The following is a 24,393-nucleotide window of genomic DNA, read 5'->3' on the forward strand; positions in this document are numbered from 1 at the left end:
GATCCCCCTCTTCCCACTTCACACGTCAGGCTGATCCGCCCAGAGCCTGGCTTCCGGCGTGATCCCCCGGGGCCGTACACCGGCCCCGGGCGCGGTCACTCGGGCTCGTCGGTGACGGGCGGGAGGTTCGGCTCCACGAACAGTCCCGCGTACTGCGGCTTGGGCTGCCCCCCGTCGAGGCCGGGGCCGGCGTGCGACTGCGTGTCGGCAGGACTGTCGTCCACGCGGCGCTGCGCCTGACGGGGCGAGGCATAAGACATCGAGTCTCCAGTACATGGCGTTAGCGGTGAGGGACACAGTCCGAGCAGATTGCAGGACTGGTCAGGCGACGAGGATCCGGCGCCGGTGCGGCGGCAGTCCCAGTGATCGGAAACCTGCCGCGCCTGCAGACTCTAACCCCCGCATCGACCGGACAGCCAGGCCACCACGGCGAGGGGCGGGCTCCAGTGCCCCGGATCCTTCGGATTCGATGTGTATGGAGGGGATCTCAGCTGGTGGCGGCCTCGCGAAGCAGGGGTCCGAGTACCTGCCGCGAACGAGCATGTCAGAGCGTCCGGGAGGCGGGCAGGCCCGCCCTCAGCGGCACACCTGCGCGGCCGTCACCCGCTCCTCGGCGACGTCCAGCGCGTGGCGCACCGCGCCCAGCGCGACCGCCCGTTCACCGAGCATCGACGCGTTGAGCTCGACGGGTATCAGGGCGTGCGCCCGCAGGTGCTTCCGTACGGGTTCGAGGAGCGTGTCCCCGGCTCGCGACACCCCGCCGCCGATGACGACCCGGCCGGGGTCGAGTACGAGGAGGAGTGCCGCGAGCCCGCGGGCGAACCGGGCGGCCACACGGTCGACCACCTCGACGGCGGCCCGGTCGCCGGCCTCCGCAGCGGCGAAGAGCGGAGCGATGTCGTGGTCGTCACCAACCGGAGCGCCCGCCTCCACTGCCAGCCGGTGAATGGCCTCGGCGCCGACGAGCTGCTCGAAGGGGCCCATCCCGTCGGCGGCCCGGGGGCCGGGCGGGGAGTCGGGCCCGCGTACGAGGTCGATGAAGCCCAGTTCACCGGCGGCGGCCGAATTCCCCCGGTAGGGCCTGCCGTTGATGACGATGCCGGTGCCGATCCGCGTACCCCACTGGACGAACACAAGGCAGTCACTGCCGGTACCGCCGTCGGCGTCGGCGTCGGGTCCCGTGTCGGCCGCGGCCCCGCGCCAGCGCTCCGCGAGCACCGCGAGATTGACGTCGTTGTCGATGGACACCGGGCAGTGGAGCCAGTCGCGCAGCATGGACACGGCCGGGAGACCGGCCCAGTCGGGGATGCTGGGGGCGAGCAGGACCTCGCCGCGCTCCCGGTCGACGATGCCGGGCGTGCCGGTGCTGACCGCCCACAGACCGGACAGCGGCACCCCCGCCTCGGCCGCCGCAGCCGTCAGCGCCGTCCGGACCGTGGCGAAGAGCTGGGGGCCCGCCGAGCCTTCGTGCACCGCCTCACGGTGGCAGGCCAGGACCGTCCCCGCCAGGTCCGCGATCATCACCAGGACCTTGTGGGGTCCGATGTCGACGCCGGCCACATGTCCCGCCTCCGCACGGAATCTGGCGTACTGGGCGGGGCGGCCGAGCTGCTGGGTTCCGGCGGACGCGGTGAACTCGACCAGTCCGCAGTCCCGCAGTTCCGTCAGGGCCCTCGTGACCGCGGGCCGCGACAGTCCGGTGCGCGAGGCGAGGTCGGTGACCCGGGCGGTGGGGGCGTCGCCCTCACGGAGCGCGGCCAGGACCGCGGCGACGTTCATCCGGCGAAGGACATGCGGACCCGTGGCCGCTGTTCTCCCGACTGGCATGCGCGTCAACTCCCTGGCCCGTACGTGCTGTCGGCACTGTACCCAGCGCATCCGGAGCGAAGGCTGCGCGTCCTCTTGACGACGACCGGGCACCGTACCCATATTAACGAATGCTCCGTTACTAACTCCCCCACGCCCCCGCACCAACTCCATTACGTCTCCCCTTACTTCACCGGACGAGGTCCCCCTTGAGAAGCCTCAGATCCTGGGCCGCCGCCTGCACGGCCACCGCTCTCGCCGTGCTCGCCACAGTCCTCAGCGCTCCGTCCGCACCCGCGGCGGACACACCCCTCGACAGACCCGCGTTCGCCGTCGGCCCCGCCGAGGCTGCACTGGGCCGGCTGCTTCCGCGGCACGTGTCCCAGTTCGACCTCGTGCCCGTGGGCCGCCCGGAAGCCGGTGACTACTTCACGGTCTCCGGGACCGCCGGGCGCGTACGGATCCAGGGCACCAGCCCGGCCGTGCTGCTCAGCGGCGTCAACTGGTACCTCAAGTACTCGGCCAAGGTGGACGTCGGCTGGCCGGGAACCAGCACGTCGAAGCTGCCGTCCAGGCTGCCCGCGCCTGCGGGCACCGTCCGCAAGGACGCCTCGGTGCCGCACCGGTTCGCTCTCAACGACACCGACGACGGTTACTCCGGCGCGTACCGGAACTGGGCCTCGTTCGAGAAGCAGATCGACCTCCTCGCCCTGCACGGCGTCAACGAGGTCTTCGTACAGATGGGCGCGGACGCCGTCTACTACGACACCTTCCAGGAGTTCGGCTACTCGAAGTCGGAGCTCAGGTCCTGGATTCCGGGCCCCGCGCACCAGCCGTGGTGGCTGATGCAGAACATGTCCGGTTTCGGCGGCCCCGTCACCGAGAGGCTGCTCGAACAGCGCGCGGACCTGGGGCGCAAGATCGCCGACCGGCTGCGCCAGCTCGGAATGACACCGGTCCTGCCCGGCTACTACGGCACGGTCCCGCCCGGATTCACGGACAGGAACCCCACGGGTCCCGTCGTCCCGCAGGGCGGCTGGGTCGGTTTCGACCGGCCGGACTGGCTGGACCCGCGCAGCGCGATGTACCCGAAGGTGGCCGCGTCGTTCTACCGCCACCAGGCGGCGCGGTTCGGTGGCTCCTCCATGTACAAGATGGATCTGCTCCACGAGGGCGGCAGGCCCGGCGACGTGCCCATCGGCGACGCCGCCAAGGCGGTCATGAACGCACTGCAGACCGCACACCCAGGCGCTACGTGGGTCCTGCTCGGCTGGCAGAGCAACCCCTCCACGCAGATCATCGACGCCGTCGACAAGAGCAAGCTGTTCATCGTCGACGGCCTGGCCGACCGCTACAACGGCCTGGACCGCGAAACCGCCTGGCACGGCGCGCCCTACGCGTTCGGGACGATCCCCAACTTCGGCGGCCACACCACGATGGGGGCCAATACCGCTGTCTGGGCCACGCGGTTCGAGGAGTGGCGCACCAAGCCGAACAGCGCGTTGCGAGGCATCGCCTACCTGCCGGAAGGCACCGGCGGCAACCCGGTCGCCTACGAGCTGTTCACCGAACTCGCTTGGCGTACGGGCACCTTGGACCAGAAGGCATGGTTCGCCGACTACGCCGAGCGGCGGTACGGCGGCGCCGACCCGCATGCCGCCAAGGCCTGGGAGCTGCTGCGGACCGGCCCTTACAGCACCCGCTCCGGCAGTTGGAGCGAGTCCCAGGACAGCCTGTTCACCGCCCGCCCCCGGCTGACGGCCACCACGGCGGCCAGCTGGAGCCCCGCCGCCATGCGCTACGACGCCTGGACGGTGCAGAAGGCACTGGACGAACTGCTTCAGGTGGCCCCGGCGCTTCGGACCTCCGACGCCTACCGCTTCGACCTGGTGGACGTGGCCCGCCAGGCTCTGGCCAACCGCAGCCGGACCCTGCTTCCGCAGATCAAGGCGGCGTACGAGGCGAAGAACCTCACGCTCTACCGGCAGCACGCCACCGAGTGGAAGCAGGACCTCGCCCTGCTCGACCGGCTGCTCGCCACCGACAGCCGGTTCATGCTGGGGCCCTGGCTCAAGGACGCCAAGTCCTGGGGCAGCACCGACGCGGAGCGGGCGGCGGCCGAGTTCGACGCACGCTCGATCCTCACCACGTGGGGGCATCGCTCCGGCAGCGAGTCCGGCGGACTGCGCGACTACGCCAACCGTGAATGGTCCGGTCTGGTCTCCGGCTTCTACGCCGAGCGCTGGACGGCGTATCTGGACTCGCTCGACACGGCGCTGGTCACGGGCCGGGCCCCGGTCGCCATCGACTGGTTCGCGAGGGACAACGCGTGGAACCTGGAGCGCACGGACTACCCGGTGAAGCCCACGGGCGACCCGGTCGCGCTCGCCGACACCGTACGTACGTCGCTTCCCGCACCGGCCGTTCCGGGTCCCGTCACCGGGACGGACGGCAAGTGCGTGGATGTCTCGGGCGGCAGCTCCGCCGACGGCACAGCGCTTCGGCTCGCCACCTGTGACGGCACACCCGGGCAGACCTGGACCGTGCCCGGCGACGGCACCGTGATGGCGTACGGAAAGTGCATGGACGTCCGTAACGGCTCCACCGCCGATGGCACGGTCGTCCAGCTCTACCAGTGCAACGGGACCCCGGCCCAGTCCTGGACGCACCGGTCCGACCGCACGCTGCAGAACGTCAAGTCCGGGTTGTGCCTGCATGCGGAGAACGGCGGCGCGGAGCTGCTGATCCGTGCCTGCACGGCAGCCGCCGAGCAGCGGTGGAACCTTCCCGGCTGAGTACGGCCGACACGGAATCCGGTGGCCGCCGCCCGCTGAGGGCGGCGGCCTTCACCCATCCCCCTTCATGCGTGCGCGAACGGGCCGTCCAGAGCGGCCCATTGGAGCAGCATGATGGTTTTGGCATCGGCGATCTCGCCCTCCCGGATCATCGCCAGCGCCCGGGGGAAGGGCAGCTCCACAGTGGTGATGTCCTCGCCCTCGGCGGCGATCCCTCCGCCGCCGGCAGTGGTGGTCTCCGAGCTGTAGGGGGCGGCGAAGAAGTGCACGCGCTCGGTGACCGATCCCGGACTCATATAGACGTCGAAGACGTGCTCGGCCGCGCCCAGGGTGTATCCGGTCTCCTCGGCCGCCTCTCTGCGGATGGCTTCTTCGGGGCTGTCGCCGTCCAGCAGTCCGGCGGCCGTTTCGATGAGCATGCCGTCGGGGTGGCCGTTGACGTAGGCCGGGAGGCGGAACTGCCGTGTCAGGAGGACGGTGCGGCGCTCGGGGTCGTAGAGGAGGATCGTGGCGCCGTCGCCCCGGTCGTACGTCTCGCGCTGTTCGCGGCTCCAGTGGCCGTCACCGTGCTGGTAGTCGAAGGTCGTTCTGCGCAGCACGTACCAGTCGCAGGAGAGAACCTCCACCTCGCGGACCCGCACGCGCGGGTTTCCTGTCAGGTCGAGGCCGTGGCGGTCCAGGCCGGTGCGTCCGCGGCGGTCGGGGGTGTCGATGCCGGGGGTGCCGATGCGGGCGGTCAACGGGCGGCCGGGACGTCGTCGAGGCCGATGTAGACGTTCTTGCCCTCGGCGCGGGCCTTCGCCACCATGCGGTCGGCGCCCTCGGATGCGCCCGGGATGCGCAGCACGGCGTCGCAGCGCGAGAGCAGTTGCTCGGCCACCGGGTGGAAGATCTCGTCGAACAGCGCGTCGCCCGGCCGCTCGCTTCCCGCCACGTCCAGGAGCGGAAGGGCGAGCGCCTCACCTGTGACGCCCAGATGTCCGGCCCGGAACAGCGTCAGTGCGGCCTGGGTCATGGCCCGTACGTTCTCGTCGAGTGCGGCGGGGTCGTCTCCGGTGCCCGAGCGGTAGGGGCCGGCGACGAGGATCATCTGCGGGCGGTCGGCCGGGCCGGGGGCCGTGCTGGGAGCAGTGCTGGGGACTGCGTTCATGGCGTCACCTCGGTGTCGGTGGATACGGGGCTCAGGCCAGCACGACGGGAACGCCCGCTTCGCGCAGGGCCTTCAGCGTGTGCGGACCGTTCGGATGGGTTTCGGAGTCCTCGGCGGCGGCGTCGGTGACCAGGCTGTCGACCGCACCGAGGGGAGCGACCTGACTGAACGCCCGGACGCCGAGCTTGGTGGCGTCGGCCACCGCGACCGTGCGGGCCGCCTGCGCGAGACCGGCCTGCTTGACCGCGGCGTCGTCGAGGGAGAACTCCGACCAGCCGTGCTCGGCGTGGACACCCCCGATGGACATGACGAAGCAATCGAAGGCGAGCGATTCCAGGGTGCGGAGAGCCAGCGGGCCGACCAGGGAACGCTCCCCCGCGCGGGAGCGTCCGCCGACGACGATCAGCTCGATCCCGGGACGGTCGGCCAGGCGGACCGCCGCCTGGAGGCTGAGCACCGCCACGGTCAGGGGCGCCCTGGCGGCGAGGTGCTCCGCGACGTACACGGTGGTGGTCCCCGCGTCGAGCAGCACGCGGGACCCCGGCTCCACCATCGCGGCCACACGTGCGCCCAGGCGGCCCTTCGTCGCAGCCTGCCAGGGTTCGCGCGCCGAGAACCCCGCGTCCTCGGCGCGGGTCCGGGTGGCGACCGCTCCGCCGTGCACTCTGCGGACCAGGTCCTTGCGTTCCAGAGCGTCGAGGTCTCTGCGCACGGTCATCTCGGAAACGCCCAGGCGTTGGGCGAGTTCCGCGACGGAGACCCGGTCGGAGCCCTGCACCAGCCGCAAGGTCAGGTCGAGACGGTCAGCAACACTCATGGCTCATTTCTACCATGTCATTGTTCAAATGCACACGACAGAGTTCGAGTGACTGGGTACGTGACCGGCTGCCCGCGCGGTGGGTCCTGCTTGACCTTGACACGGTGGCAGGGCCTTCACTGCTTGCCGAGGAGGTGGTCTCGATGACGATCACAAGACAGGACACGGATGTGGCGCGAGGGATCCAGGGGCTGGAGCACGGCCGTTCGTCCGTGCGGCTACGGGCCGCCCTGGCGGTCGGCACGGCGCCCGACCCGCGCCTCGTCGACAAGCTCATCGAGCGATGCTCGATCGAGCCCGAGTTCTTCGTCCGCGACATGCTGACCTGGGCGCTCACCCGCCACCCGAAGTCCATGACGCTTCCCGGGCTCCTTCGCGAAGTCCGCTCGGAGCATGCGCAGGCGAGGAGCCAGGCGCTGCACACGCTGTCCAAGATCGGGGACTGTCAGGCGTGGCCGGCCATCACACGTACGCTCCTGGCCGACGCCGACGACGAGGTGGCGCGGAGCGCCTGGCGGGCCGCGGTGGTCCTCGTACCGGAAGGCGAGGAGTCCGTGCTGGCCACGGTGTTGGCGACGCAGCTCGGGCGCGGTGGACGGGAGACTCAGCTGAGTCTCAGCCGGGCACTGGTCGAGCTGGGTGAGGTGATCGTGCCGGCTCTGCTTGCTGCGACGACGGCGCCCGACCCGCGCATGCGCTCGCACGCGCTCGCCACACAACGGCTGCTGCGCGACCCGGACGCCGGATTCGAGTTCGCGATCGAGGAGGCGAAGCGCGTCGTGGCCCTCGGCGGGTCCGGCCAGGAGGGACACTAGGACGTGTTGATCGGTGAGGTGGCGCGGCGGTCCGGGGTCAGCGCCCGCATGCTCCGGCATTACGAGTCGCTCGGTCTGGTGCGTCCTTCGGGTCGTACGGGCTCCGGTTATCGGGAGTATTCCGGGGAGGACATCCGGCGGATCTTCCATATCGAGAGCCTGCGGTCGCTGGGTCTGTCGCTGCGTGAGATCGGACGCGCGCTCGACGATTCCGGCTTCACGCCTGCGGCGCTCGTCGGCGACCTCATCCGCCAGACGCGCGAACGCATCGCGGCGGAGACCGAGCTGCTCACCCGGCTGCGCCGGATCGATGCCGCGGACCCCGCCGGCTGGGATGACGTCCTCCAAGTCGTGGCGCTTCTCCAGGCGTTGGGGTCGAAGAGCGCCGACACCCGCCAGCGCGCGGCCCTTTCCTCGGGCGACGAGGTTCCGGTGCCGGTGGAGGCCCTGGTCGAGGCGGCGCTGAGCGAGACGGAGCCGAACGTGGCCGGGGCCCTTCGCTGGGCGCTGGCCCGATCCGGCGACGGCGGCCCGGCACTGCTGGCGGAGGGCCTCGGCTCGCAGGTGGCCGCAGTGCGGGAACGTGCGGTTCAAGCGCTCACCGAGATGCCCGGCGATGAGGCAACCGGGCACCTGCGGGACGCTCTCGCGAACCCCGACGTCGTAGTGCGCGGGTACGCGGCTTTGGCGCTCGGGTCACGTGGTGCGGCCGATGCGGTTCCTACGCTCATCGACATGATCGTGGAGGGAAGGAACGACACCGATGCAGCGGATGCACTGAGCGTGCTGGCGAGCGACACCGAGACGGCGGATCAGATCGCGACCAGGCTCGTCGACCGCCTCGCCCACGACACAACTCAAGCGCCTGCACGCGGACGGCTGACCCAGTCACTGGCGGGCATCCCGGGGGTGGGAGCGTCACATGCCCTCGTGGAGCTGTCACATGACGCGGACCGTGCCGTTGCCCTCACTGCGGCGTACCTTCTTCAACTGCGCGCCCCACGGTGACGGATCGGGCTCTTCCCCCGCCGGTAGCGGAACCGCCCCCTCCCTGTACGTGATCCGTAACAGACATACGACGCAAACGCGTTGAGGGCAATCCCTGGTGCAGACTCTGCTCGCAATCGAGAGTCGCGAGCGGACGCGTGCGGCCGACAACGGGGGAACACAATGAACTCTGCAGCCCGCAAGAACCACAGGAGCCCCAGGGACTGGAAGTCCTACGCCCTCGGGGCCGCGGCGGTCGCCGCGCTGCTCGCGTCCACTGCGTGCGAGCCAAGCGCGGCCGATGGCTCGGACGACACCAAGCCCTCGGGCGCGCCGAGCGCGACGGCCTCGGCGAAGCCGGGCGACACCGGCGGAAGCGACGACAACGGCGACGAGAACGGCAGCAGTGACACCATCGCCGCCTGCACCATGGACGAACTCGCGGTCTCCGCCGTGGTGGAGCCCACGGACAATGATGACAACAGGCACCTCCTCATCACCGTCCAGAACGCCGGCGACAAGAAGTGCCACGTCTACCACTATCCGTACATCGAGATCGGCGACCCGCAGGGCCCGACCCCTGTGATCAAGGACAGCGAATCGGACCCGGGGAAGCCCGTCACCATCGCTCCGGGTGAGGAGGCGCACGCCGCTCTGCTCGTCGCCGGAGGCGCCAGGGACGAGTACGAGGCGAAGAGCATCACCCTCACCCTCCATGACAGCAAGCTCGGCAGCGAGGCGGGCGAACCGGTGGACGTCCCCATGCCCGTCGACGCGTTGTACGCGGACGACGGCCAGCTCGTCACCTACTGGACGACGGCTTCGGGCAGCGCCTTGGACTTCATCATGTCGAGGTGACGGACCTCGGCGGCGTTCGCGCAGAGATCATGGCCGATCCAGCGGCCCCCGGGAGCGGCACGAGTGCCGTTGAGGTCGCAGGAGTGCCCTCGCCGAAATAGGATTCAGGCACTTACGCACCCGGAGCGGCCATGAACCGGCGTCGGACCCCGCGCTCAGCAAGCGCCGAGGAGCTGCTCACCACGCTTCACCACCTGACGGCGCGTGCCCGGCAGGAAGTGGAACTGCACCGTGCCCGGGTGGAGCTGGCGCAGGCCCTGCAGCGGGGGATGCTGCCTGCCTCGCTGCCCGCTCTCCCGGGGCTTCAGAGCGCCGCCCGCTACACACCGGCGCACCACGGGCTGGACATCGGCGGCGACTGGTACGACGGGTTCGCCCTGCCCGACGGCTCGCTCGGCTTCGCCATCGGTGACGTCCAGGGGCACGACGTCGAGGCTGCCGCTTTCATGGGCCAGATCCGCATCGGCATGCGCGCCATCGCCGGCACCGAACCCGATCCGGGCGAGGTCATGGGCCGTACGAACGACCTGCTGGTGTCCGTGGGCTCGACGCTCTTCGCCACCTGTACGTTCTTCCGCCTCGACCCGCTGACCTGGGAACTCCACAGTGCGCGTGCCGGTCATGTGGCGTCCGTATGGGCCACCACCGACGGGCGGACGGGCATCACCGACGACGAGGGCGGGATGCCGCTGGGAATCGCGGCGCACGAGCGCTATCCGGTGACCCGGCACTCCCTCGACGCGGCCGGAGCCTTTGTCCTGCTGACCGACGGGGTGATCGAAGGCCCCTCGTTGCAGATCGACGAGGGTCTGGACCGCGTGCGGAGGATCGTGAGTGCGCATGTGGAGGCCTCGGCCGACGATCTGGCCGACGAGATCCTCCGGGCGGCGGAGCTCACCGGCCACGAGGACGACGCGGCGGTACTCGTCCTGCGCCACGAGGCCGCGCTCCGTCGGCCGAAGTGACAGCAGAGCCGAAGTGACGGCCCAGGTGACGTAGGGGTCCGCAAAGCGTGTCACGGCCGTCTGGAGGCATGGCCGGTGTCTGATGAGATCCGTGATCCGTAGCCAGGAATCGAGACGCCGGACCGTAGCCATCCTCCAAATGCTCGGCGTCGCCGCTGCCTACTACGCGTCCGCGCAGCTCGGTCTGCTCCAGAAGGTGTCGGTGAACGGCTCGGTCGTCACCCCGCTCTGGCCGCCGACGGGCATCGCTCTGGGTGCGCTGCTGTATCTGGGCACGCGGATCTGGCCGGGCATCGCCCTGGGTGCGCTGCTCACCATCATCGAGATCAGCGACTCCTTCACTCTGTACGGCATCGGGATCGCGGCGGGCAACACCGTCGCTCCCCTGTGTGCGTACCTCACGCTGCGCAGGATCGGCTTCCGTGTCGAGCTGGACCGGCTGAGGGACGGTGTCGCGCTGGTCTTCCTTGGCGCGCTGCTTGGCATGCTCATCAGCGCGACGGTGGGTGCCGGGATGCTGTTGCTCAGCGACAAGCTGCCCCTGGGCCACTTCTGGATGGTGTGGTCGGCCTGGTGGGTGGGGGACGCGATGGGCGTCCTCGTGGTCACGCCGTTCCTCCTCGTGCTGCGCAGGGCGCGGCTGCCGCGGAGGACGGACCGGTGGCCCGAAGCGACGTTGCTGCTGGCCATCGGGGTGGCGACGACGGTGGTGGCCACCAGGGGCTCGCTGTCCATGCTCTATCTGGTCTTCCCGGTCATCATCTGGGCGGCTCTCCGCTTCGAGCTGCCGGGAAGCGCCCCGTGCGCCTTGTTCGTCTCCGTGCTCGCGGTGGTTGCCGGGAGGGAGTCCATCGGGCCGTTCGAGGACCACACCGTGCTCGAGGTCATGGTGAACCTCGCCTTCCTCAACGGCTGTGTGGCGCTCACAGCGCTGCTTCTGGCCGCGATCGTCACCGAGCACCAGAACATGCGGCGGGAGACGGAGGTGGCCTGCGAGGAGCTGGCATCCCTGGTGGACCAGCTCGCGCCGCTGCCGCCGATTCCGCGCCCCGGCACAGGCACCGGCCCGTGGGGCGACGGCGAGCCCTGACGGCGCTCAGTACGGAAGCGGGCGGCCCGACGGCGTACGCAGGTCGAGCGGCGGCGGCCCCGAGGGAGGCGGCGCGGGACGACGGACGATCTGGATGCGGCCCATGGCCACCACCCCCTCCTGGTTACCCGGTATGTGCCCACCGTGGCGCCCTTCACACGTCCCGGCGACGGCCGGCGGGACCTCCCGGATGCGAAGACCACGGGGTGCGGTGACTCTGGACGGGTGGGGGTGCCGATTCGAGGAGGGTCATCCATGTCCGCGATGGACAAGATCAAGAAGATGCTGAAGGGCCACGAGGACCACGCCTCGAAGGGCGTCGACAAGGCGGGTGACATGTTCGACGCCCGCACGCAGGGCAAGCACAGCGACAAGGTCGACACCGCCCAGGACAAGCTCAAGCAGCAGCTCGGCACCGACCGCGAGCAGGAGGGTCCGCCCAGGACCTGACCGGGCACGCTCCATCCGTTGCCCCGCGCCGGACTCCGGCGGGCTCCACGCCCGCCGGAATCCGGCGCGGTGTGTTCGCACGAGTTTTCTTGTTATCGTCCCGGCCTCACCGCATCTCCCGAGTGTGGGACGTGATGGAACAGGACACCGAAAGAGTGAGCACAGCATGGGCGAGGCACACGAGACGGCGTTGATCAGGGCCGCGCAGAGCGGTGACGAGCAGGCACAGGACCAGCTCGTGACCTCGTATCTGCCGCTGATGTACAACATCGTCGGCCGCGCGCTCAACGGCCACGCCGACGTCGACGACGTGGTGCAGGAGAGCGTGCTGCGCATGCTTCGTGCCCTGCCTTCGCTGCGTACGCCGGACAGCTTCCGCTCCTGGCTCGTGGCGATCACCATGAACGAGATACGGGCGCACTGGCGTGAGCGCCGGGCCGAGCGGATACCGGCCGGCGGGCTGGAGGACGCCCATGACGTGGTCGACCCCGGTGCGGATTTCGTCGATGTGACGATCATCCGGCTGGGTCTCACCGGTCAGCGCCGCGAGGTGGCCGAGGCCACGAGGTGGCTGGACGAGGACGACCGTGCCCTGTTGTCGCTGTGGTGGCTGGAGACCGCCGGGCAGCTGTCCAGGTCCGAGGTGGCGCTCACGCTCGAGCTCTCCCCGCAGCACACCGCGGTACGGGTCCAGCGGATGAAGGGCCAGCTGGAAGCGGCCAGGCTGGTGGTCCGGGCCTTGGCGGCGGAGCCTCGGTGCGCGCTGCTGGAGTCCATTGCCGCCGAGTGGGACGGGGCTCCCTCCGCCCTCTGGCGCAAGCGGCTGGCCCGGCACGCCCGCGACTGCACGGTCTGCTCCGGTCACAGGGTGGGCCTGGTCCCGGCGGAGGGGCTGCTCGTCGGGATGGCACTGGTTCCCCTCGCCATGTCCGTCGCCGGCGGTGCGGCTCCGGACCTGATTCCGACAGCTGCGGTTTCGCACTCCGGGCAGCCGGGACGCGCGGAGCGCAGACGCCTGCAGTCCCGGCGGCGTCGCCGCAGTACGGTGCTGGCAGGGCTGGTCGCCGTCGCGGTCCTGGGGACCGGCGGTGCAGCGGTGCACCTGTACGCGGACGAGGAAGGCCGGGACGAGGCGAGCCAGGACGAGGTGCCGACGACGGCCGCAGCGCCCGCGACCCTCCCCACGGCCACGACCCCCACTCCGCCGACGTCCTCCTCGCCCTCACCGTCACCGACGCCGACCCCGTCCCGGACCCGGAGCGCCTCTCCGTCGCCGACTCCCACCCCCAAGGCCACGCCGAGCACGCGGAAGCCGACGCCGCGTCCCGCACCGCCCCAGCCCGCGCAGCCGGCTCCGTCCGGCATGTCCGATCAGGTCACCGCTCTGGTCAACTCCGAGCGTACGAAGGAGGGGTGTGGATCGGTCCGGAGCAACGACCAGCTGGCGACGGCCGCTTCGCGGCACTCGGCCGACATGGCTGCCCGCGACTACTTCTCACACACCGCCCCGGATGGTTCGGACCCCGGCGACCGCATCACGGCGGCCGGATACCGCTGGAGCACGTACGGAGAGAACATCGCGAAGGGCCAGCGGACCGCGGCCGATGTGATGGATTCCTGGATGAAGAGCCCGGGGCACCGCGCGAATATCCTGAACTGCTCGTTCAAGGAGATCGGCGTGGGCGTGAAGGACACGTCCGCGGGCCCCGTGTGGACCCAGAACTTCGGCACCGCGCTCTGAGGTTCCCGCTCCGAGGTTCCCGCTCCGAGGATCCCGCTCCGCGGTCCGCGCTCCGAGGTCCGCGCTGTCCGGCGATCGGCGGCACAAGGCCGACACCTTGCGGAAATGGGCAGGAAGCATCCCCTCCATATCGGGACTCTAGGCTGGCGTGACAGCGCTCAGGCCAAAGGTGTCCGCGCGAATTCCGATTCCCCGCGCACCACAGGAGTCCGGTGTTCAGACCCGCCTTTCCCACCCAGTCGCCTCCCATCCCGCCGTGGCTCGGCCACATGCTCCGCACCCAGCGGGGCCCCGTTCCGTGGAGTGCCGTGGTGCGTGGGGCGCTCGCCGCGGCTCCCCTGCTCGCGACGGTGCTCGCCGGTCACCCGACGGCCGGAGTTCCCGTGGCGCTCGGGGCGATGTTCGCCGGGATCAATGACAGGCCGGGCAGCCGGCGGGCTTCGGTCACGCGGCTGGGGGTTCCGGCTCTGGCGGGTGCGGCCGGTCTGCTGCTGGGCACCGCGACGGCGGTGACCGCCGGTCCGGATCGCTCCCTGTTCGTGCTGCCGCTCGTGTTCGGGCTGCTCGGGCTGGTCGCGGGAGCGATCAGTTCGGCCGGGCCCGTGGCATCGGCCTGCGGTACTCAGCTGATGGTGGCGGCCGTGATCGGCGCCGGTATGCCCTTGCCCGAACCGGGATGGCTGCGGGCCCTGTTGTTCCTGGCCGGGGCCGGCTGGCTCGCCTCGCTCAGGCTGGCGCTGCCCTCTCCTCGGGCTTCCGGCAGCGGGCCTTACCGCTTCGACGGGGAACGGGAAGCGGTGGCGGCCGTCTACACCGCCGTGGCCGAACTCCTCGGCGCCGCGGGCGGACCGGGGGCCCTCACCCGGCGCGCCGCCCTGACCGCTGCCCTTGACCACGCCCAGGACGCCCTGTCGGGTCCCAGACTGCGGCGGCATGCGAGTTCGGCGGCCGAGCGGCGACTGCACGCGCAGTATGCCGCGGCGCTGCCACTGGCCGAGGCGGCGACCGCGCTGGCCTGGGCGGGCGACGCGCTGCCCGCCCGTATCGCGGAAGGCCCTCGCCGTCTCGCCACCGCCGTACGCACGGGTGGGCCCTCCGGTCCGCTGCCGGCGCCGGCGCGGGGTGATGCCGGACTGCGCGCTCTGGACGACGCCCTGCTGCAAGCCGCCGCCGCCTTCGACTGCCCTACCGGACAGCGGCTGCGCACCCGGGGCAAGGGCGCGTACGCCTCCGTGCTGCGCAGGGCTTTCGGCGCCGCCGGCCGGGAGTACGGCATGCGCGTCGCGCTGTGCTGCGCGACGAGTACGGCGGTGGCGCAGAGCCTGCACCACGAGCACTGGTACTGGCTTCCCGCCACCACCGTGTTCCTCGTCAAACCCGATCTCGGGCCGCTCGTCTCACGGGTGCTGTGCCGGGCCGTGGGTACGGTCGCGGGCGCCGCGGTATTCGCCGCGCTGATGCTGTCGGCGTCCGGCCCGTTCACGCTGGTAGGGGTGGTCGCTCTCTGCGGCGCGCTGATCCCGCTCGCCACCCGGCACTTCGCGGCGCAGACCGCGGTGGTCACCGTGCTCGTACTCGCCCTGGTGCTGCTGGCCGGAGAACCGCAGGCGGCCTGGGACCGGGTGGTGGAGTCGCTGCTCGCCTGCGCGACGGTTCTGCTGGTCGGCCACCTTCCGCTGCCGGGACAGCGGGGCCACACCGTCCGCGCCGCCCTCGATACGGCGGTGAGCGCTGCGCACCGCTACCTCGGGCACGTCCTCGCGTCTCCGGAGGACCACACGGGCCGTGGTGCGCTGCGGCGCGACGCCTACCGCTCGCTGGCCGAGGCCCGGACGGCCATCGACCTGTCTGCGGCCGAACTCCCGGCGGTCGCGCGGCGGACGGCGGGCTCGGAGGACATCGCGGGCGCGCTGGAGCGTCTCATCGACACCACGACGGCCTGCGCGGTGCATCTTCACCACACGACCGCGGAGCTGCCCGCCGCCCATGCGGAGCGGCTCGCCGAGCAGGTGTCGGCGCTCAGCGCAGCCCGGAGTCCCGCGCCTTCCTAAGATGTGGAAATGATCGCTGAATTGCAATGCGTGGTGCTGGACTGCCCGGACCCTCTGCTTCTCGCCGGGTTCTACGGAGCTGTGCTCGGTGGGACCGTCAACCGGACCGATCCCCGGTGGGCGGTCGACGAGAGCTGGGCGACCGTACACACCCCGACCGGGGCCGTGTACGCCTTCCAGCGAGTGGCGGACTACCGGGCGCCGCAGTGGCCGGACCCGGCCCGGCCCCAGCAGTTCCATCTCGACTTCGGGGTCGCGGATCTGGACCGGGCCCAGGCCGACGTACTGGCCCTGGGCGCGACCCTGCTCGACGAGGGGCCCGACAGCGATAGTTGGCGGGTCTTCGCGGACCCTGCGGGACATCCCTTCTGTCTGGTACGTCATTAGGCCGCTGCGTCACTGAGGTCGCCCGCCCCCCGGCACCCGGCCGGGGGTCAGCGGGTGAGCAGCGTCAGTGCGGCGCAGGTTCCGCTCGCCGCGCCGACGGCCAGCACGACGGCCGCGAGGCAGCGCTTCCGGAGCAGGTGATAGCGGCCGGAGTACTCACCGCGGAGTTCGGCGGCGCGCTCGGAGATGCGGATGAGCGACTCCCGGCAGGAGGCCACACGGTCCGCCGTGTAGACGCGTTCGACGTCTTCCCGTTGTGCGCGGGTGAGCCAGGGCAACTGGTCGGTGAAGCGGCGGGCGCGCCGTCGGGCATCCTCCACCTCCGCGCTCCACAACAGGTAGCCCTCCAGCTGGGCCAGGCCCCGGGCGCTGTCCTTGTCGTGCTCCACGGCATCCCCTTCTCCGTCGGGCCGTCCTCGTCCTGAGCGGGCTTCCTCACGTCCACCGGTCCCCCGGCAGGACCGGCTTGTTGGCGGCGTCGTCGAGCGAACGGACCCCCGGGTGGTGCAGGTCGAACGCCGGGGATTCGGAACGGATCCGCGGCAGCGTGAGGAAGTTGTGCCGCGGCGGCGGGCAGGAAGTGGCCCACTCCAGCGAACGGCCGTAGCCCCACGGGTCGTCGACCTCGATCTTCTTGCCGTACTTGGCGGTCTTCCACACGTTGTAGAGGAACGGGAGGATCGACAGTCCGAGCAGGAACGAGGAGATCGTCGAGATCGTGTTCAGGGCGGTGAAGCCGTCCGCGTCGAGATAGTCCGGATAGCGTCGCGGCATGCCCTCGGCACCGAGCCAGTGCTGTACGAGGAACGTGCCGTGGAAGCCGATGAACAGCGTCCAGAACGTCATCCTGCCGAGCCGCTCGTCCAGCATCTTGCCCGTGAACTTCGGCCACCAGAAGTGGAATCCGGCGAACATCGCGAAGACCACGGTGCCGAAGACGACGTAGTGGAAGTGCGCGACGACGAAGTACGAGTCGGATACGTGGAAGTCCATCGGCGGCGAGGCCAGGATGACGCCCGTCAGACCGCCGAAGAGGAAGGTGACGAGGAAGCCGATCGACCAGAGCATCGGGGTCTCGAAGGACAAGGAGCCCTTCCACATGGTGCCGATCCAGTTGAAGAACTTCACACCGGTCGGCACCGCGATGAGGAAGGTCATGAAGGAGAAGAACGGCAGCAGCACGCTCCCGGTGGCGTACATGTGGTGCGCCCATACCGTCGCCGAGAGGCCCGCGATGGCGATGGTGGCGGCGATCAGACCGATGTAACCGAAGATCGGCTTGCGGCTGAAGACCGGGATGACCTCGCTGACGATCCCGAAGAACGGCAGGGCGATGATGTACACCTCGGGGTGGCCGAAGAACCAGAAGAGGTGCTGCCAGAGCAGCGCTCCACCGTTCGCCGCCTCGAAGACGTGCGCGCCGAACTTCCGGTCGGCCTCCAGCACCAGCAGGGCGGCGGCGAGTACGGGGAAGGCGAGCAGGACCAGCACACCGGTCAGCAGCACGTTCCAGGTGAAGATCGGCATACGGAACATCGTCATGCCGGGCGCGCGCATGCAGATGATCGTGGTGATGAAGTTGACCGAACCGAGGATCGTGCCGAAGCCGGAGAAGGCCAGGCCCATGATCCACATATCGGCGCCGATACCGGGTGAGCGGATCGCGTCGTTGAGCGGGGCATAGGCGAACCAGCCGAAGTCGGCCGCGCCCTGGGGCGTCAGGAAGCCCGCCACGACGATGAGCGAGCCGAAGAGGTACAGCCAGTACGCGAACATGTTCAGCCGCGGGAACGCCACGTCGGGCGCGCCGATCTGCAACGGCATGATCCAGTTCGTGAATCCGGCGAAGAGCGGCGTCGCGAACATCAGCAGCATGATCGTGCCGTGGATCGTGAACGCCTGGTTGAACTGTTCGTTCGAGATGAGCTGCGTGCCCGGACGTGCCAGTTCGGCACGCATGACCAGGGCGAGGACGCCACCGACGATGAAGAAGGCGAAGGACGTGACCAGGTAGAGCGTGCCGATCGTCTTGTGGTCAGTGGTGGTCAGCCACTTGATGACCACATTGCCCGGCTCCTTGCGCCGTACCGGCAGCTCGTTCTGGAAGACATCGGCATCCGCCGATTCTGAGGTGTCCCTCGTCGTCACTGCGACACTCCTTCGGTCGACGGCCGTTCGCGGACTCGGCGACCAGAATGGACCCGCAGCCATCCACGCTGTGGGACATCCTTCTCAGCACGGGGATGGCTGCCGCCAAGGACACTCCTTTGGCCGACGGCCGTGGCTGCGCGGACCCGATCGGCAGACTCTAGGCACCGGCCCATTCGCGCATGGCCCGGCGTGAGGGGAAGTCCGCGACGTCTCTGTCCAGGGGCTCGTCGGTGTACTGGTGGATGCGCCAGGGCGCCTTGATGCGGGGCTTGCCCGAGGTGACGTAGTCGGCGATCCACAGCCCGTCGCCCGCGTACGAGGTGGTGTCGTGGTTGAGCCAGAAATGGCGGTTGCAGTAGAGCAGGACGCGGTGGCCGGGCCGCAGGCGCTTCACCTCGCGGATGAACCGGTCCTTGTCGGCGTTGCTGGCGCGCGTGCCCTCGCCGGTCTGTTCCCAGTCGACGGCGAGCAGGTCACCGGCCCGCTCCGGGGCCTTGCCGACGAAGTACTCCGCCTGGTCGGTGATGTTCCCGGGCCAGAGGAAGTGGTAGAAACCGACCACGCAATCGGCGCCCCGCGCGCGCTCGGTCTGGGCCGTGAGACGCGGATTGATGTAGGAGCGGCCTTCGGTGGCCTTGATGAGGACGAAGTCGAGACCGTCGGTGTCGAAGGACGTCTGGTACGCGCTGACGTCGACGCCGTGCAGCATGAGGCCACCTCCAAGTGGGGGTATGAGGTTCCGGTTCTTCCCCGGTTACGTGCCCGGGCCGCCGGCCTCCCATCCCCCAACGGGATGAATAACCGGTCCCGCCGCATCGGAATAGTGTGCGCCCGCGCACAGTTGGTGACCGAACGAGACTTGATCACATCGCGCACGCCGGCACTCAGTATCGGAAGGTCGAAGCCATGAAGATCGGCATCATCGGAGCGGGCCACATCGGCGGCAACCTGACCCGCCGTCTCACGGCCCTGGGACACGAGGTCTCCGTCGCGAACTCGCGCGGCCCGGAGACCCTCACGGCGCTGGCCGAGGAGACGGGCGCCCGCCCTGTCTCCGCCGCCGACGCGGCGCGGGACGCGGAAATCGTCGTCGTGACGGTGCCGCTCAAGGCCGTCACGGCCCTGCCGAAGGGCGTCATCGACGGAGCGGCGCCGGGCGCCGCGGTCATCGACACGGGCAACTACTACCCGCAGCAGCGCGACGGCCGCATCGCCGGGATCGAGGAAGGGCTGACGGAGAGCCGCTGGACCGAGCAGCAGATCGGCCACCCCGTCATCAAGGCGTTCAACGGTACGTACGCCCAGGACATCCTCGACGCGGGCCGCCCCAAGGGCACGCCCGGCCGCCAGGCCCTGCCCGTGGCAGGTGACGACGAGGCCGCCAAGCAGGCCGTGCGTGACCTCATCGACGAGCTGGGCTTCGACACCGTGGACGCAGGCGGTCTGGACGAGTCGTGGCGCCAGCAGCCCGGCACGCCGGTGTACGGCAACCAGGGCGACGTGGAGGCCATCGTGAAGGCCCTCGCCGAGGCCTCGCCGGAACGTACCGCGGAGTTCCGCGCCTGAGCTACCCGCTTGACGCTACCGGTGAGTAAGGTGTGCCTCCGGGCGTCGGCGCCACGGCCCACCGGGTCCCGGTAGTTGTTCAGGGCGGCCGTGAACAAGGAGCCGCCGCATGCCCCGCACCATGTCCGTCTCGGACAGCATCGTGATCAACGCCGCCCCGTCGGCCGTGTACGAGCAGCTCAGCGATCCTACGGCGATGGGGCGGTGGAGTCCGGAGAACACGGGCGCCACCGTGGTCGGGGAACGCCGGGAGGCGTACGTGGGCATGGTCTTCGACGGGCGCAACAAACGCGGTTCGCTGCGTTGGACGACCAAGTGCACGGTGACGGCCGCCGACCCGGGCAGCCGCTTCGCCTTCCGTGTCCACGCGATCGGCGCCCGGCGCCCGAGGCTCCCCGGGTCGATAGCCACCTGGGAGTACCGCTTCGAAGCGGTCGACGGCGGCACCCGGGTCACCGAGATCTGGACCGACGACCGGCGCGCGTGGCCCGATTTCCTGGCCAACGCCTTCGACCGGGTCGCGACCCGGGGGCACACCTTCGCCGCGTTCCAGGCCCGCAACATCCGCACGACGCTGGAGCGGCTGAAGACGGCGCTGGAGCAGAGCGATGGGCGCCCGCTCGGCTCATGAGGCCCAGTGCGAAGGACGGCTCAGGGAGGGCGGCAGCTTGGTGCCGACGTCACCCCTGGCCGCGTTGAGCTGGGCCTGCGTGAGGAACAGGCTGCCGGTGAGGTCGGCGCCCGCCAGTTCGGCGTCGCGGAAGTCGGCGCCGATGAGATCGGCCAGGCGCAGGTCTGCCCCTGTGAGGTCGGCCGCGATGAGGTAGGCGCCCCGGAGGTCGGCGCCTTGCAGGTCGGCGCCCCTGAGCCGGGCTCCGATGAGGTCGGCGCCCCGGTGATCGCGCTTCTTGCGCCGGGGCGCGGTGGCGCGCACGAGTTCGCTGGTACGCAGAAGCAGGGCGGCCACACCGTCGCGATGCGCCGACACGTCCAGCTCCGCCAGGGAGCCGGCGGGGCGGTCCGTCAGGCGTTCCGTGGCGTCGAGCGCTTGCCGGATCTCGGCGTGGAGCGGCTTCGCCGCGGGCAGCGCGAGGGCCTCGGTGAGGTACCAGAGCAGTTCGTGGAGCTGACGCATCACCGGGAACACCTGGAACATCTCCTGGGCCGTGCCGGGCTGCCGCCGCCAGTCCCGGCCGCCGTAGGTCTCCTGAGAGACCTTCTGGCCGGCGCCGAAGCAGTCGTACACGGTACAGCCGGAGAATCCCTCGGACCGCAGCGTGGTGTGAATGCCACAGCGGAAGTCGTCCCGGAGGTTCCGGCAGGGCTGTCCCGCCTCCTTGTTGATCGCGAAGTCCGCCGAGGCGGTCAGGGTCAGTGCGACACAGCACAGCCCGAAGCAGTTCGCGCAGTCGGCGCGCAGAGCGGGGCGCTCGTCGGCAGGGACGGAGGTCGGATCGTTTTCGGGCACGGTGCGTGGCTTCCTCTGGTGCGACGTACAAGCCTCTTGTGTGACGTACAAGAAGGTCGAGCTTAACGAGGTGTCACCCATACGCGCCGCCTCATGATCATCACCCGGTGGGAGCTACCGCCGTAACGTCCAGTTTCGCCCTATTCCCCAGGCGAAAGAGCCCCCCTTCATGCGCGTACGTCCGATGGCTGCTCCCGGTTCCCCGTCCGGCCGCGACCCCCGTCACCGCCCGCTCGCCCGTCGGCTGGTCGTCTCCCTGCTTCTTCCGCTGCTCACCGTGGCGGGCAGCGCACTGTTCGCACCCGGTGTCTCGGCCGCTGCTCCCGTGGCCGTCTCGTCACTCTCCATCAGAGTCGCGCCGACTGCCGACGGGCCGTGTACGAGCAGCGACCCGGTCGTCTGCGCGATCCGGGAGATGACGCCGCAGGAGCGGGCGGAAGCGCGCGAGGTCCGCATGCGCTACCACGAGCTCCTGGACCACATGGAGCAGGTCGAGCAGCAGATGCGCGACGAGGGCCGGTCGGACGAGGAGATCGCCAGGGTCCTGGTGGACATGCGCAACGAGGCGAAGGACATCACCAGGGCCGGGATGTCCCCGGAGGCGGTCGCGCTCCTGGAGGCCCGCAACATGGTCAAGTACGGCAACCCGCTGGGCCCGACGGCCGATCAGCAGTTCGCCAGGTACGGGAGCTGGGACAAGGTCATCGACGCGGCGACCCGCAGCAGCGCCGCGGTCGACGAGGAGCTCGGGCTGGAGCCGCGTCGCTGATGTCGGCAGTCGTGCTGCAGGACTACGACCGCCACGGCGAAGTACGAGTGCTCGACCCGGACTCCGGCCGCCTGTCGACCGGCGGTGCGATCACGACGGTGGTCTGCCACGGCTTCGTCCATGTCCTGCCGCACGACCCCACCTCTCCCCGTGCGCTCGCTGAGGGCGCCGCCCTGTACGCCGAGTCGTCGAGGCTCTGGCTGCAGCTCGGCGGGGACCGCTGGGACTGCGAGGTGGTGTCGGTGCGGTACACCCGGCAGCCGGACGGCTCCCGCCTTCTCACGGTCGCTCCCGCGGACGGTCCGCCCCGGGTGCTTCCTGTGCCCGGCCCGGACGCCGGCCCGTTCGATCCGTCCTACGACTGGACGGACGCCGTCGCGGACGACTTCTTCCTGTGGGCTGCCGATCAGCTCGCCGACGCCGGACACCGGGCCGTGCTGCGCGCCCACTATCTGCAGGGTTTCGCGCCCGTGTGACCGGGGTTCGACGGCCCGTTCCGGGGCGTTGTCAGAGGGGTGACGCAGACTGGGGCTCACGCAGGTCACCGCCGAACGGGGGCACCGATGAGCACTGCGGACGAGGCGGGGTTCGAGCCCGCCACCGGAGACGGTCCGCCGCTTCCCGGCGCCGGGGAGAAGCGCGCCGGATCGGTCAGGACCGCGTTCGAGGGGATGCTGCAGATCCGGCGGCTGACGAACGCGGAGCACGCGAATCCGGAAGGTGTTCCTGCGCCTTGGGAGCTCCATCGGACGGTGCGGGCTGTGGCCCTTGCCCTGGAGGCCGCAGGAATGTCTCCCTCCGTCGTCGACCTGTCCGGCCAACGGGTCGCCCTCGGCTATCGCGTGAGCCCCGGTGAGTCACCCGGCTCCGTCCGCGTGGAGTGGCTCGGCCCGCCTGGCAGCGGGGCCGCCCAGGACGAGGAGAAGGCGCTGCCGCAGTGCGCGGAGGTGCTCCAGCGGCTGGGCTGGACGGCTCTGCTGTACCGGGGCCCGCGCCGCAGACGCTACCTGGAGGTGGAACCGCCTGCGGGTGACCCGCGTGGGCGTGGCGCCTGAGCGAGGGGCGATCGTGCGCACTGGGAGCGGTACCCGGAACGGTGGCAGGAGCGGCGCACGGAACGGTGGCGGGAGCGCATTGTCAGACCCATGGTGAATGCTTGACGGTCCGACACCTCTGACCGGGAGATGCTGAGATGCGTAACGACGAGATCGCCGCGGCCCAGGCGTACATCCGTCTACTGGAGGCCACCCGCGCCGCGCTCACCGACCCTGATGACGCCCCGCTCTACATACCGCTGCTAGCCTCGCCGATCGCGGAGGCCGACGAGGCGCTGCGGAGCGCGGGGCTCTCGGGGAACGAGGAGCGGCTGTTCTCGCTCGTACGGGCTCTTCGGCCCAGCCTCACCGGCTCCGACCGCTGACCGGCAGCAGGGGGGCCGCCGGGCTAGGCGCCCTACGCGGGAGAGCCGAGGCCCAGCTCCTGATCGCCGAGCGGCGCGAAGTAGCGGGCGACATCGGTTTCGGAGACGTCAGCGAGCTCGGCCGGGGCCCACTTGGGAGTGCGGTCCTTGTCGATGATCTGTGCGCGCACGCCCTCCACCAGATCGGGTCCGGTGAAGGCCCGGCAGGAGACGCGGTACTCCTGATCGAGCGCGGCCTCCAGGCTGTCGAGGCCGCGGGCCCGGCGCACGGCGGCGAGCGTGACCTTGAGTGAGGTGGGCGACTTGGACAGGAGCGCCTCGGCTGTCTCCTTCGCCGCGGTCACGCCACTGGCGTTGAGCCGGTCGACGATCTCCTCGACGGTGTCGGCCGCGTAGCAGGCATCGATCCACGCGCGCTGCGCGGCGAGCTCACCTTCGGGTGCCTCGGACGCGAAGCCCCGCACGGTCTGTGCCACTTCACCCGGGCTCGCGCACCCGGCGAGTGCCGCGGTGAGCTCGGGCAGCCGCTCCGCGCGTACGAAGTGGTCGGCCAGCCCGCACAGCACGGCATCGGCCGCGCCGACCGCCTGTCCGGTGAGCGCCAGATGGGTGCCGAGCTCACCGGGCGCCGATGCCAGCAGGTGGGTGCCGCCGACATCGGGGACGAACCCGATGCCGGTCTCGGGCATGGCGACGCGTGAGCGCTCCGTGACGATACGGACATCGCCGTGGGCCGAAACCCCCACGCCGCCGCCCATGACGATGCCGTCCATCAGCGCCACGTACGGCTTGGGGAATCGGGCGATGCGGGCGTTGAGCCGGTACTCGTCCCGCCAGAACGCCAAGGACGCCTCGCCCCCGGCGCGCGCGTCGTCATGGATGGAACGGATGTCCCCGCCCGCGCACAGTCCCCGTTCCCCCGCCCCGCTGATCACGACGGCGACGACCGAGTCGTCCTGCTCTGCGGTCGCGAGACCTTCGGCGACACGCCGCACCATGGTGTGGGTCAGCGCGTTGAGAGCCCGTGGCCGGTTGAGCGTGATGTGAAGGGTGTGGCCTTCGGTGTGCAGCAGGACGGTGTCGTCGGTCATCTATGCGCTCCGGTCA

26 protein-coding genes are annotated in these 24,393 nt (G+C 70.3%); 16 read left to right on the forward strand and 10 right to left on the reverse strand.

Annotated features, from left to right (window positions below):
- Nucleotides 1-95: 95 nt before the first annotated feature.
- Nucleotides 96-260: a hypothetical protein gene (locus tag ACWGO0_RS23560; protein ID WP_453538331.1), complete on the reverse strand. Its 165-nt coding sequence runs from the start codon at nt 258-260 to the stop codon at nt 96-98.
- 316 nt (nt 261-576) lie between these two features.
- Entirely contained in the window at nt 577-1,779 is a 1,203-nt protein-coding gene (locus tag ACWGO0_RS23565) for an ROK family transcriptional regulator (RefSeq protein ID WP_453538334.1), read from the reverse strand.
- A gap of 236 nt (nt 1,780-2,015) precedes the next feature.
- Between ACWGO0_RS23565 and ACWGO0_RS23570 the strand changes: the two genes are divergently transcribed.
- On the forward strand, nt 2,016-4,601 hold the full coding sequence (locus tag ACWGO0_RS23570) for an alpha-N-acetylglucosaminidase (RefSeq protein ID WP_453538337.1): 2,586 nt from the start codon (nt 2,016-2,018) through the stop codon (nt 4,599-4,601).
- Between the two features lie 65 nt (nt 4,602-4,666).
- On the opposite strand, the gene ACWGO0_RS23575 is transcribed toward ACWGO0_RS23570, so the two are convergent.
- From ACWGO0_RS23575 to ACWGO0_RS23585, 3 genes are read right to left on the reverse strand one after another with little or no spacing between them, the layout of a single operon-like run.
- Nucleotides 4,667-5,341: an NUDIX domain-containing protein gene (locus tag ACWGO0_RS23575; protein WP_453538340.1), complete on the reverse strand. Its 675-nt coding sequence runs from the start codon at nt 5,339-5,341 to the stop codon at nt 4,667-4,669.
- Nucleotides 5,338-5,751: a DUF4406 domain-containing protein gene (locus ACWGO0_RS23580; RefSeq protein WP_453538343.1), complete on the reverse strand. Its 414-nt coding sequence runs from the start codon at nt 5,749-5,751 to the stop codon at nt 5,338-5,340. The genes ACWGO0_RS23575 and ACWGO0_RS23580 overlap by 4 nt, the downstream gene beginning before the upstream one ends.
- A 31-nt stretch (nt 5,752-5,782) precedes the next feature.
- A complete protein-coding gene (locus tag ACWGO0_RS23585; RefSeq protein ID WP_453538346.1) occupies nt 5,783-6,568 on the reverse strand; it encodes a DeoR/GlpR family DNA-binding transcription regulator in 786 nt (261 codons plus the stop codon).
- A 143-nt stretch (nt 6,569-6,711) separates the two neighbouring features.
- On the opposite strand from ACWGO0_RS23585, the gene ACWGO0_RS23590 reads away from it, so the two are divergent.
- The 9 genes from ACWGO0_RS23590 (at nt 6,712) to ACWGO0_RS23630 (ending at nt 15,912) form a co-directional block, all read left to right on the forward strand.
- Complete coding sequence (locus ACWGO0_RS23590) at nt 6,712-7,383, forward strand: HEAT repeat domain-containing protein (RefSeq protein WP_453538349.1); 672 nt, start codon at nt 6,712-6,714, stop codon at nt 7,381-7,383.
- A 3-nt stretch (nt 7,384-7,386) separates the two neighbouring features.
- Complete coding sequence (locus ACWGO0_RS23595; protein ID WP_453538352.1) at nt 7,387-8,391, forward strand: MerR family transcriptional regulator; 1,005 nt, start codon at nt 7,387-7,389, stop codon at nt 8,389-8,391.
- 162 nt (nt 8,392-8,553) lie between these two features.
- On the forward strand, nt 8,554-9,228 hold the full coding sequence (locus ACWGO0_RS23600; protein WP_453538355.1) for a DUF4232 domain-containing protein: 675 nt from the start codon (nt 8,554-8,556) through the stop codon (nt 9,226-9,228).
- A 131-nt stretch (nt 9,229-9,359) separates the two neighbouring features.
- Nucleotides 9,360-10,193, forward strand: coding sequence for a PP2C family protein-serine/threonine phosphatase (locus ACWGO0_RS23605; RefSeq protein ID WP_453538358.1), 834 nt, complete (start codon nt 9,360-9,362; stop codon nt 10,191-10,193).
- Between the two features lie 91 nt (nt 10,194-10,284).
- A complete protein-coding gene (locus ACWGO0_RS23610; protein WP_453538361.1) occupies nt 10,285-11,283 on the forward strand; it encodes an MASE1 domain-containing protein in 999 nt (332 codons plus the stop codon).
- Between the two features lie 255 nt (nt 11,284-11,538).
- Entirely contained in the window at nt 11,539-11,733 is a 195-nt protein-coding gene (locus ACWGO0_RS23615; protein ID WP_453538364.1) for an antitoxin, read from the forward strand.
- A gap of 166 nt (nt 11,734-11,899) precedes the next feature.
- A complete protein-coding gene (locus ACWGO0_RS23620; RefSeq protein ID WP_453538367.1) occupies nt 11,900-13,474 on the forward strand; it encodes a sigma-70 family RNA polymerase sigma factor in 1,575 nt (524 codons plus the stop codon).
- 269 nt (nt 13,475-13,743) lie between these two features.
- Complete coding sequence (locus ACWGO0_RS23625; RefSeq protein WP_453538370.1) at nt 13,744-15,525, forward strand: FUSC family protein; 1,782 nt, start codon at nt 13,744-13,746, stop codon at nt 15,523-15,525.
- A gap of 9 nt (nt 15,526-15,534) precedes the next feature.
- Complete coding sequence (locus ACWGO0_RS23630; protein ID WP_453538373.1) at nt 15,535-15,912, forward strand: VOC family protein; 378 nt, start codon at nt 15,535-15,537, stop codon at nt 15,910-15,912.
- 47 nt (nt 15,913-15,959) lie between these two features.
- Here ACWGO0_RS23630 and ACWGO0_RS23635 read toward each other — a convergent pair whose 3' ends face one another.
- From ACWGO0_RS23635 to ACWGO0_RS23645, 3 genes are all read right to left on the reverse strand, one after another.
- On the reverse strand, nt 15,960-16,301 hold the full coding sequence (locus ACWGO0_RS23635) for a hypothetical protein (protein WP_453538376.1): 342 nt from the start codon (nt 16,299-16,301) through the stop codon (nt 15,960-15,962).
- 46 nt (nt 16,302-16,347) lie between these two features.
- Nucleotides 16,348-18,060, reverse strand: coding sequence for an aa3-type cytochrome oxidase subunit I (gene ctaD, locus ACWGO0_RS23640; protein WP_453538379.1), 1,713 nt, complete (start codon nt 18,058-18,060; stop codon nt 16,348-16,350).
- A gap of 160 nt (nt 18,061-18,220) precedes the next feature.
- The gene (locus ACWGO0_RS23645; RefSeq protein WP_453538382.1) at nt 18,221-18,772 is read right to left on the reverse strand and encodes a glycoside hydrolase family 25 protein; all 552 of its coding nucleotides are present in this window, start codon (nt 18,770-18,772) and stop codon (nt 18,221-18,223) included.
- Between the two features lie 158 nt (nt 18,773-18,930).
- On the opposite strand from ACWGO0_RS23645, the gene ACWGO0_RS23650 reads away from it, so the two are divergent.
- Nucleotides 18,931-19,629 (forward strand): NADPH-dependent F420 reductase, encoded by a 699-nt coding sequence (locus ACWGO0_RS23650; protein WP_453538530.1) that lies wholly within the window; start codon nt 18,931-18,933, stop codon nt 19,627-19,629.
- Between the two features lie 109 nt (nt 19,630-19,738).
- Nucleotides 19,739-20,260, forward strand: a complete 522-nt coding sequence (locus ACWGO0_RS23655) for an SRPBCC family protein (protein WP_453538384.1) — start codon at nt 19,739-19,741, stop codon at nt 20,258-20,260.
- Here the strand turns inward: ACWGO0_RS23655 and ACWGO0_RS23660 are convergent.
- Nucleotides 20,255-21,097, reverse strand: coding sequence for a pentapeptide repeat-containing protein (locus ACWGO0_RS23660; RefSeq protein WP_453538387.1), 843 nt, complete (start codon nt 21,095-21,097; stop codon nt 20,255-20,257). The genes ACWGO0_RS23655 and ACWGO0_RS23660 overlap by 6 nt on opposite strands.
- A gap of 169 nt (nt 21,098-21,266) precedes the next feature.
- Between ACWGO0_RS23660 and ACWGO0_RS23665 the strand changes: the two genes are divergently transcribed.
- From ACWGO0_RS23665 to ACWGO0_RS23680, 4 genes are all read left to right on the forward strand, one after another.
- Nucleotides 21,267-21,866, forward strand: coding sequence for a hypothetical protein (locus tag ACWGO0_RS23665; protein ID WP_453538390.1), 600 nt, complete (start codon nt 21,267-21,269; stop codon nt 21,864-21,866).
- On the forward strand, nt 21,866-22,342 hold the full coding sequence (locus ACWGO0_RS23670) for a hypothetical protein (protein WP_453538393.1): 477 nt from the start codon (nt 21,866-21,868) through the stop codon (nt 22,340-22,342). Before ACWGO0_RS23665 ends, ACWGO0_RS23670 begins: the two co-directional genes overlap by 1 nt.
- Before the next feature lie 87 nt (nt 22,343-22,429).
- The gene (locus ACWGO0_RS23675; RefSeq protein WP_453538396.1) at nt 22,430-22,921 is read left to right on the forward strand and encodes a hypothetical protein; all 492 of its coding nucleotides are present in this window, start codon (nt 22,430-22,432) and stop codon (nt 22,919-22,921) included.
- Nucleotides 22,922-23,058: 137 nt separating this feature from the next.
- The gene (locus ACWGO0_RS23680; RefSeq protein ID WP_453538399.1) at nt 23,059-23,286 is read left to right on the forward strand and encodes a hypothetical protein; all 228 of its coding nucleotides are present in this window, start codon (nt 23,059-23,061) and stop codon (nt 23,284-23,286) included.
- A 32-nt stretch (nt 23,287-23,318) separates the two neighbouring features.
- Here ACWGO0_RS23680 and ACWGO0_RS23685 read toward each other — a convergent pair whose 3' ends face one another.
- Nucleotides 23,319-24,377: an enoyl-CoA hydratase/isomerase family protein gene (locus ACWGO0_RS23685; protein WP_453538401.1), complete on the reverse strand. Its 1,059-nt coding sequence runs from the start codon at nt 24,375-24,377 to the stop codon at nt 23,319-23,321.
- Nucleotides 24,378-24,393: the final 16 nt, after the last annotated feature.

This window comes from Streptomyces sp. NPDC055749, assembly GCF_053617235.1.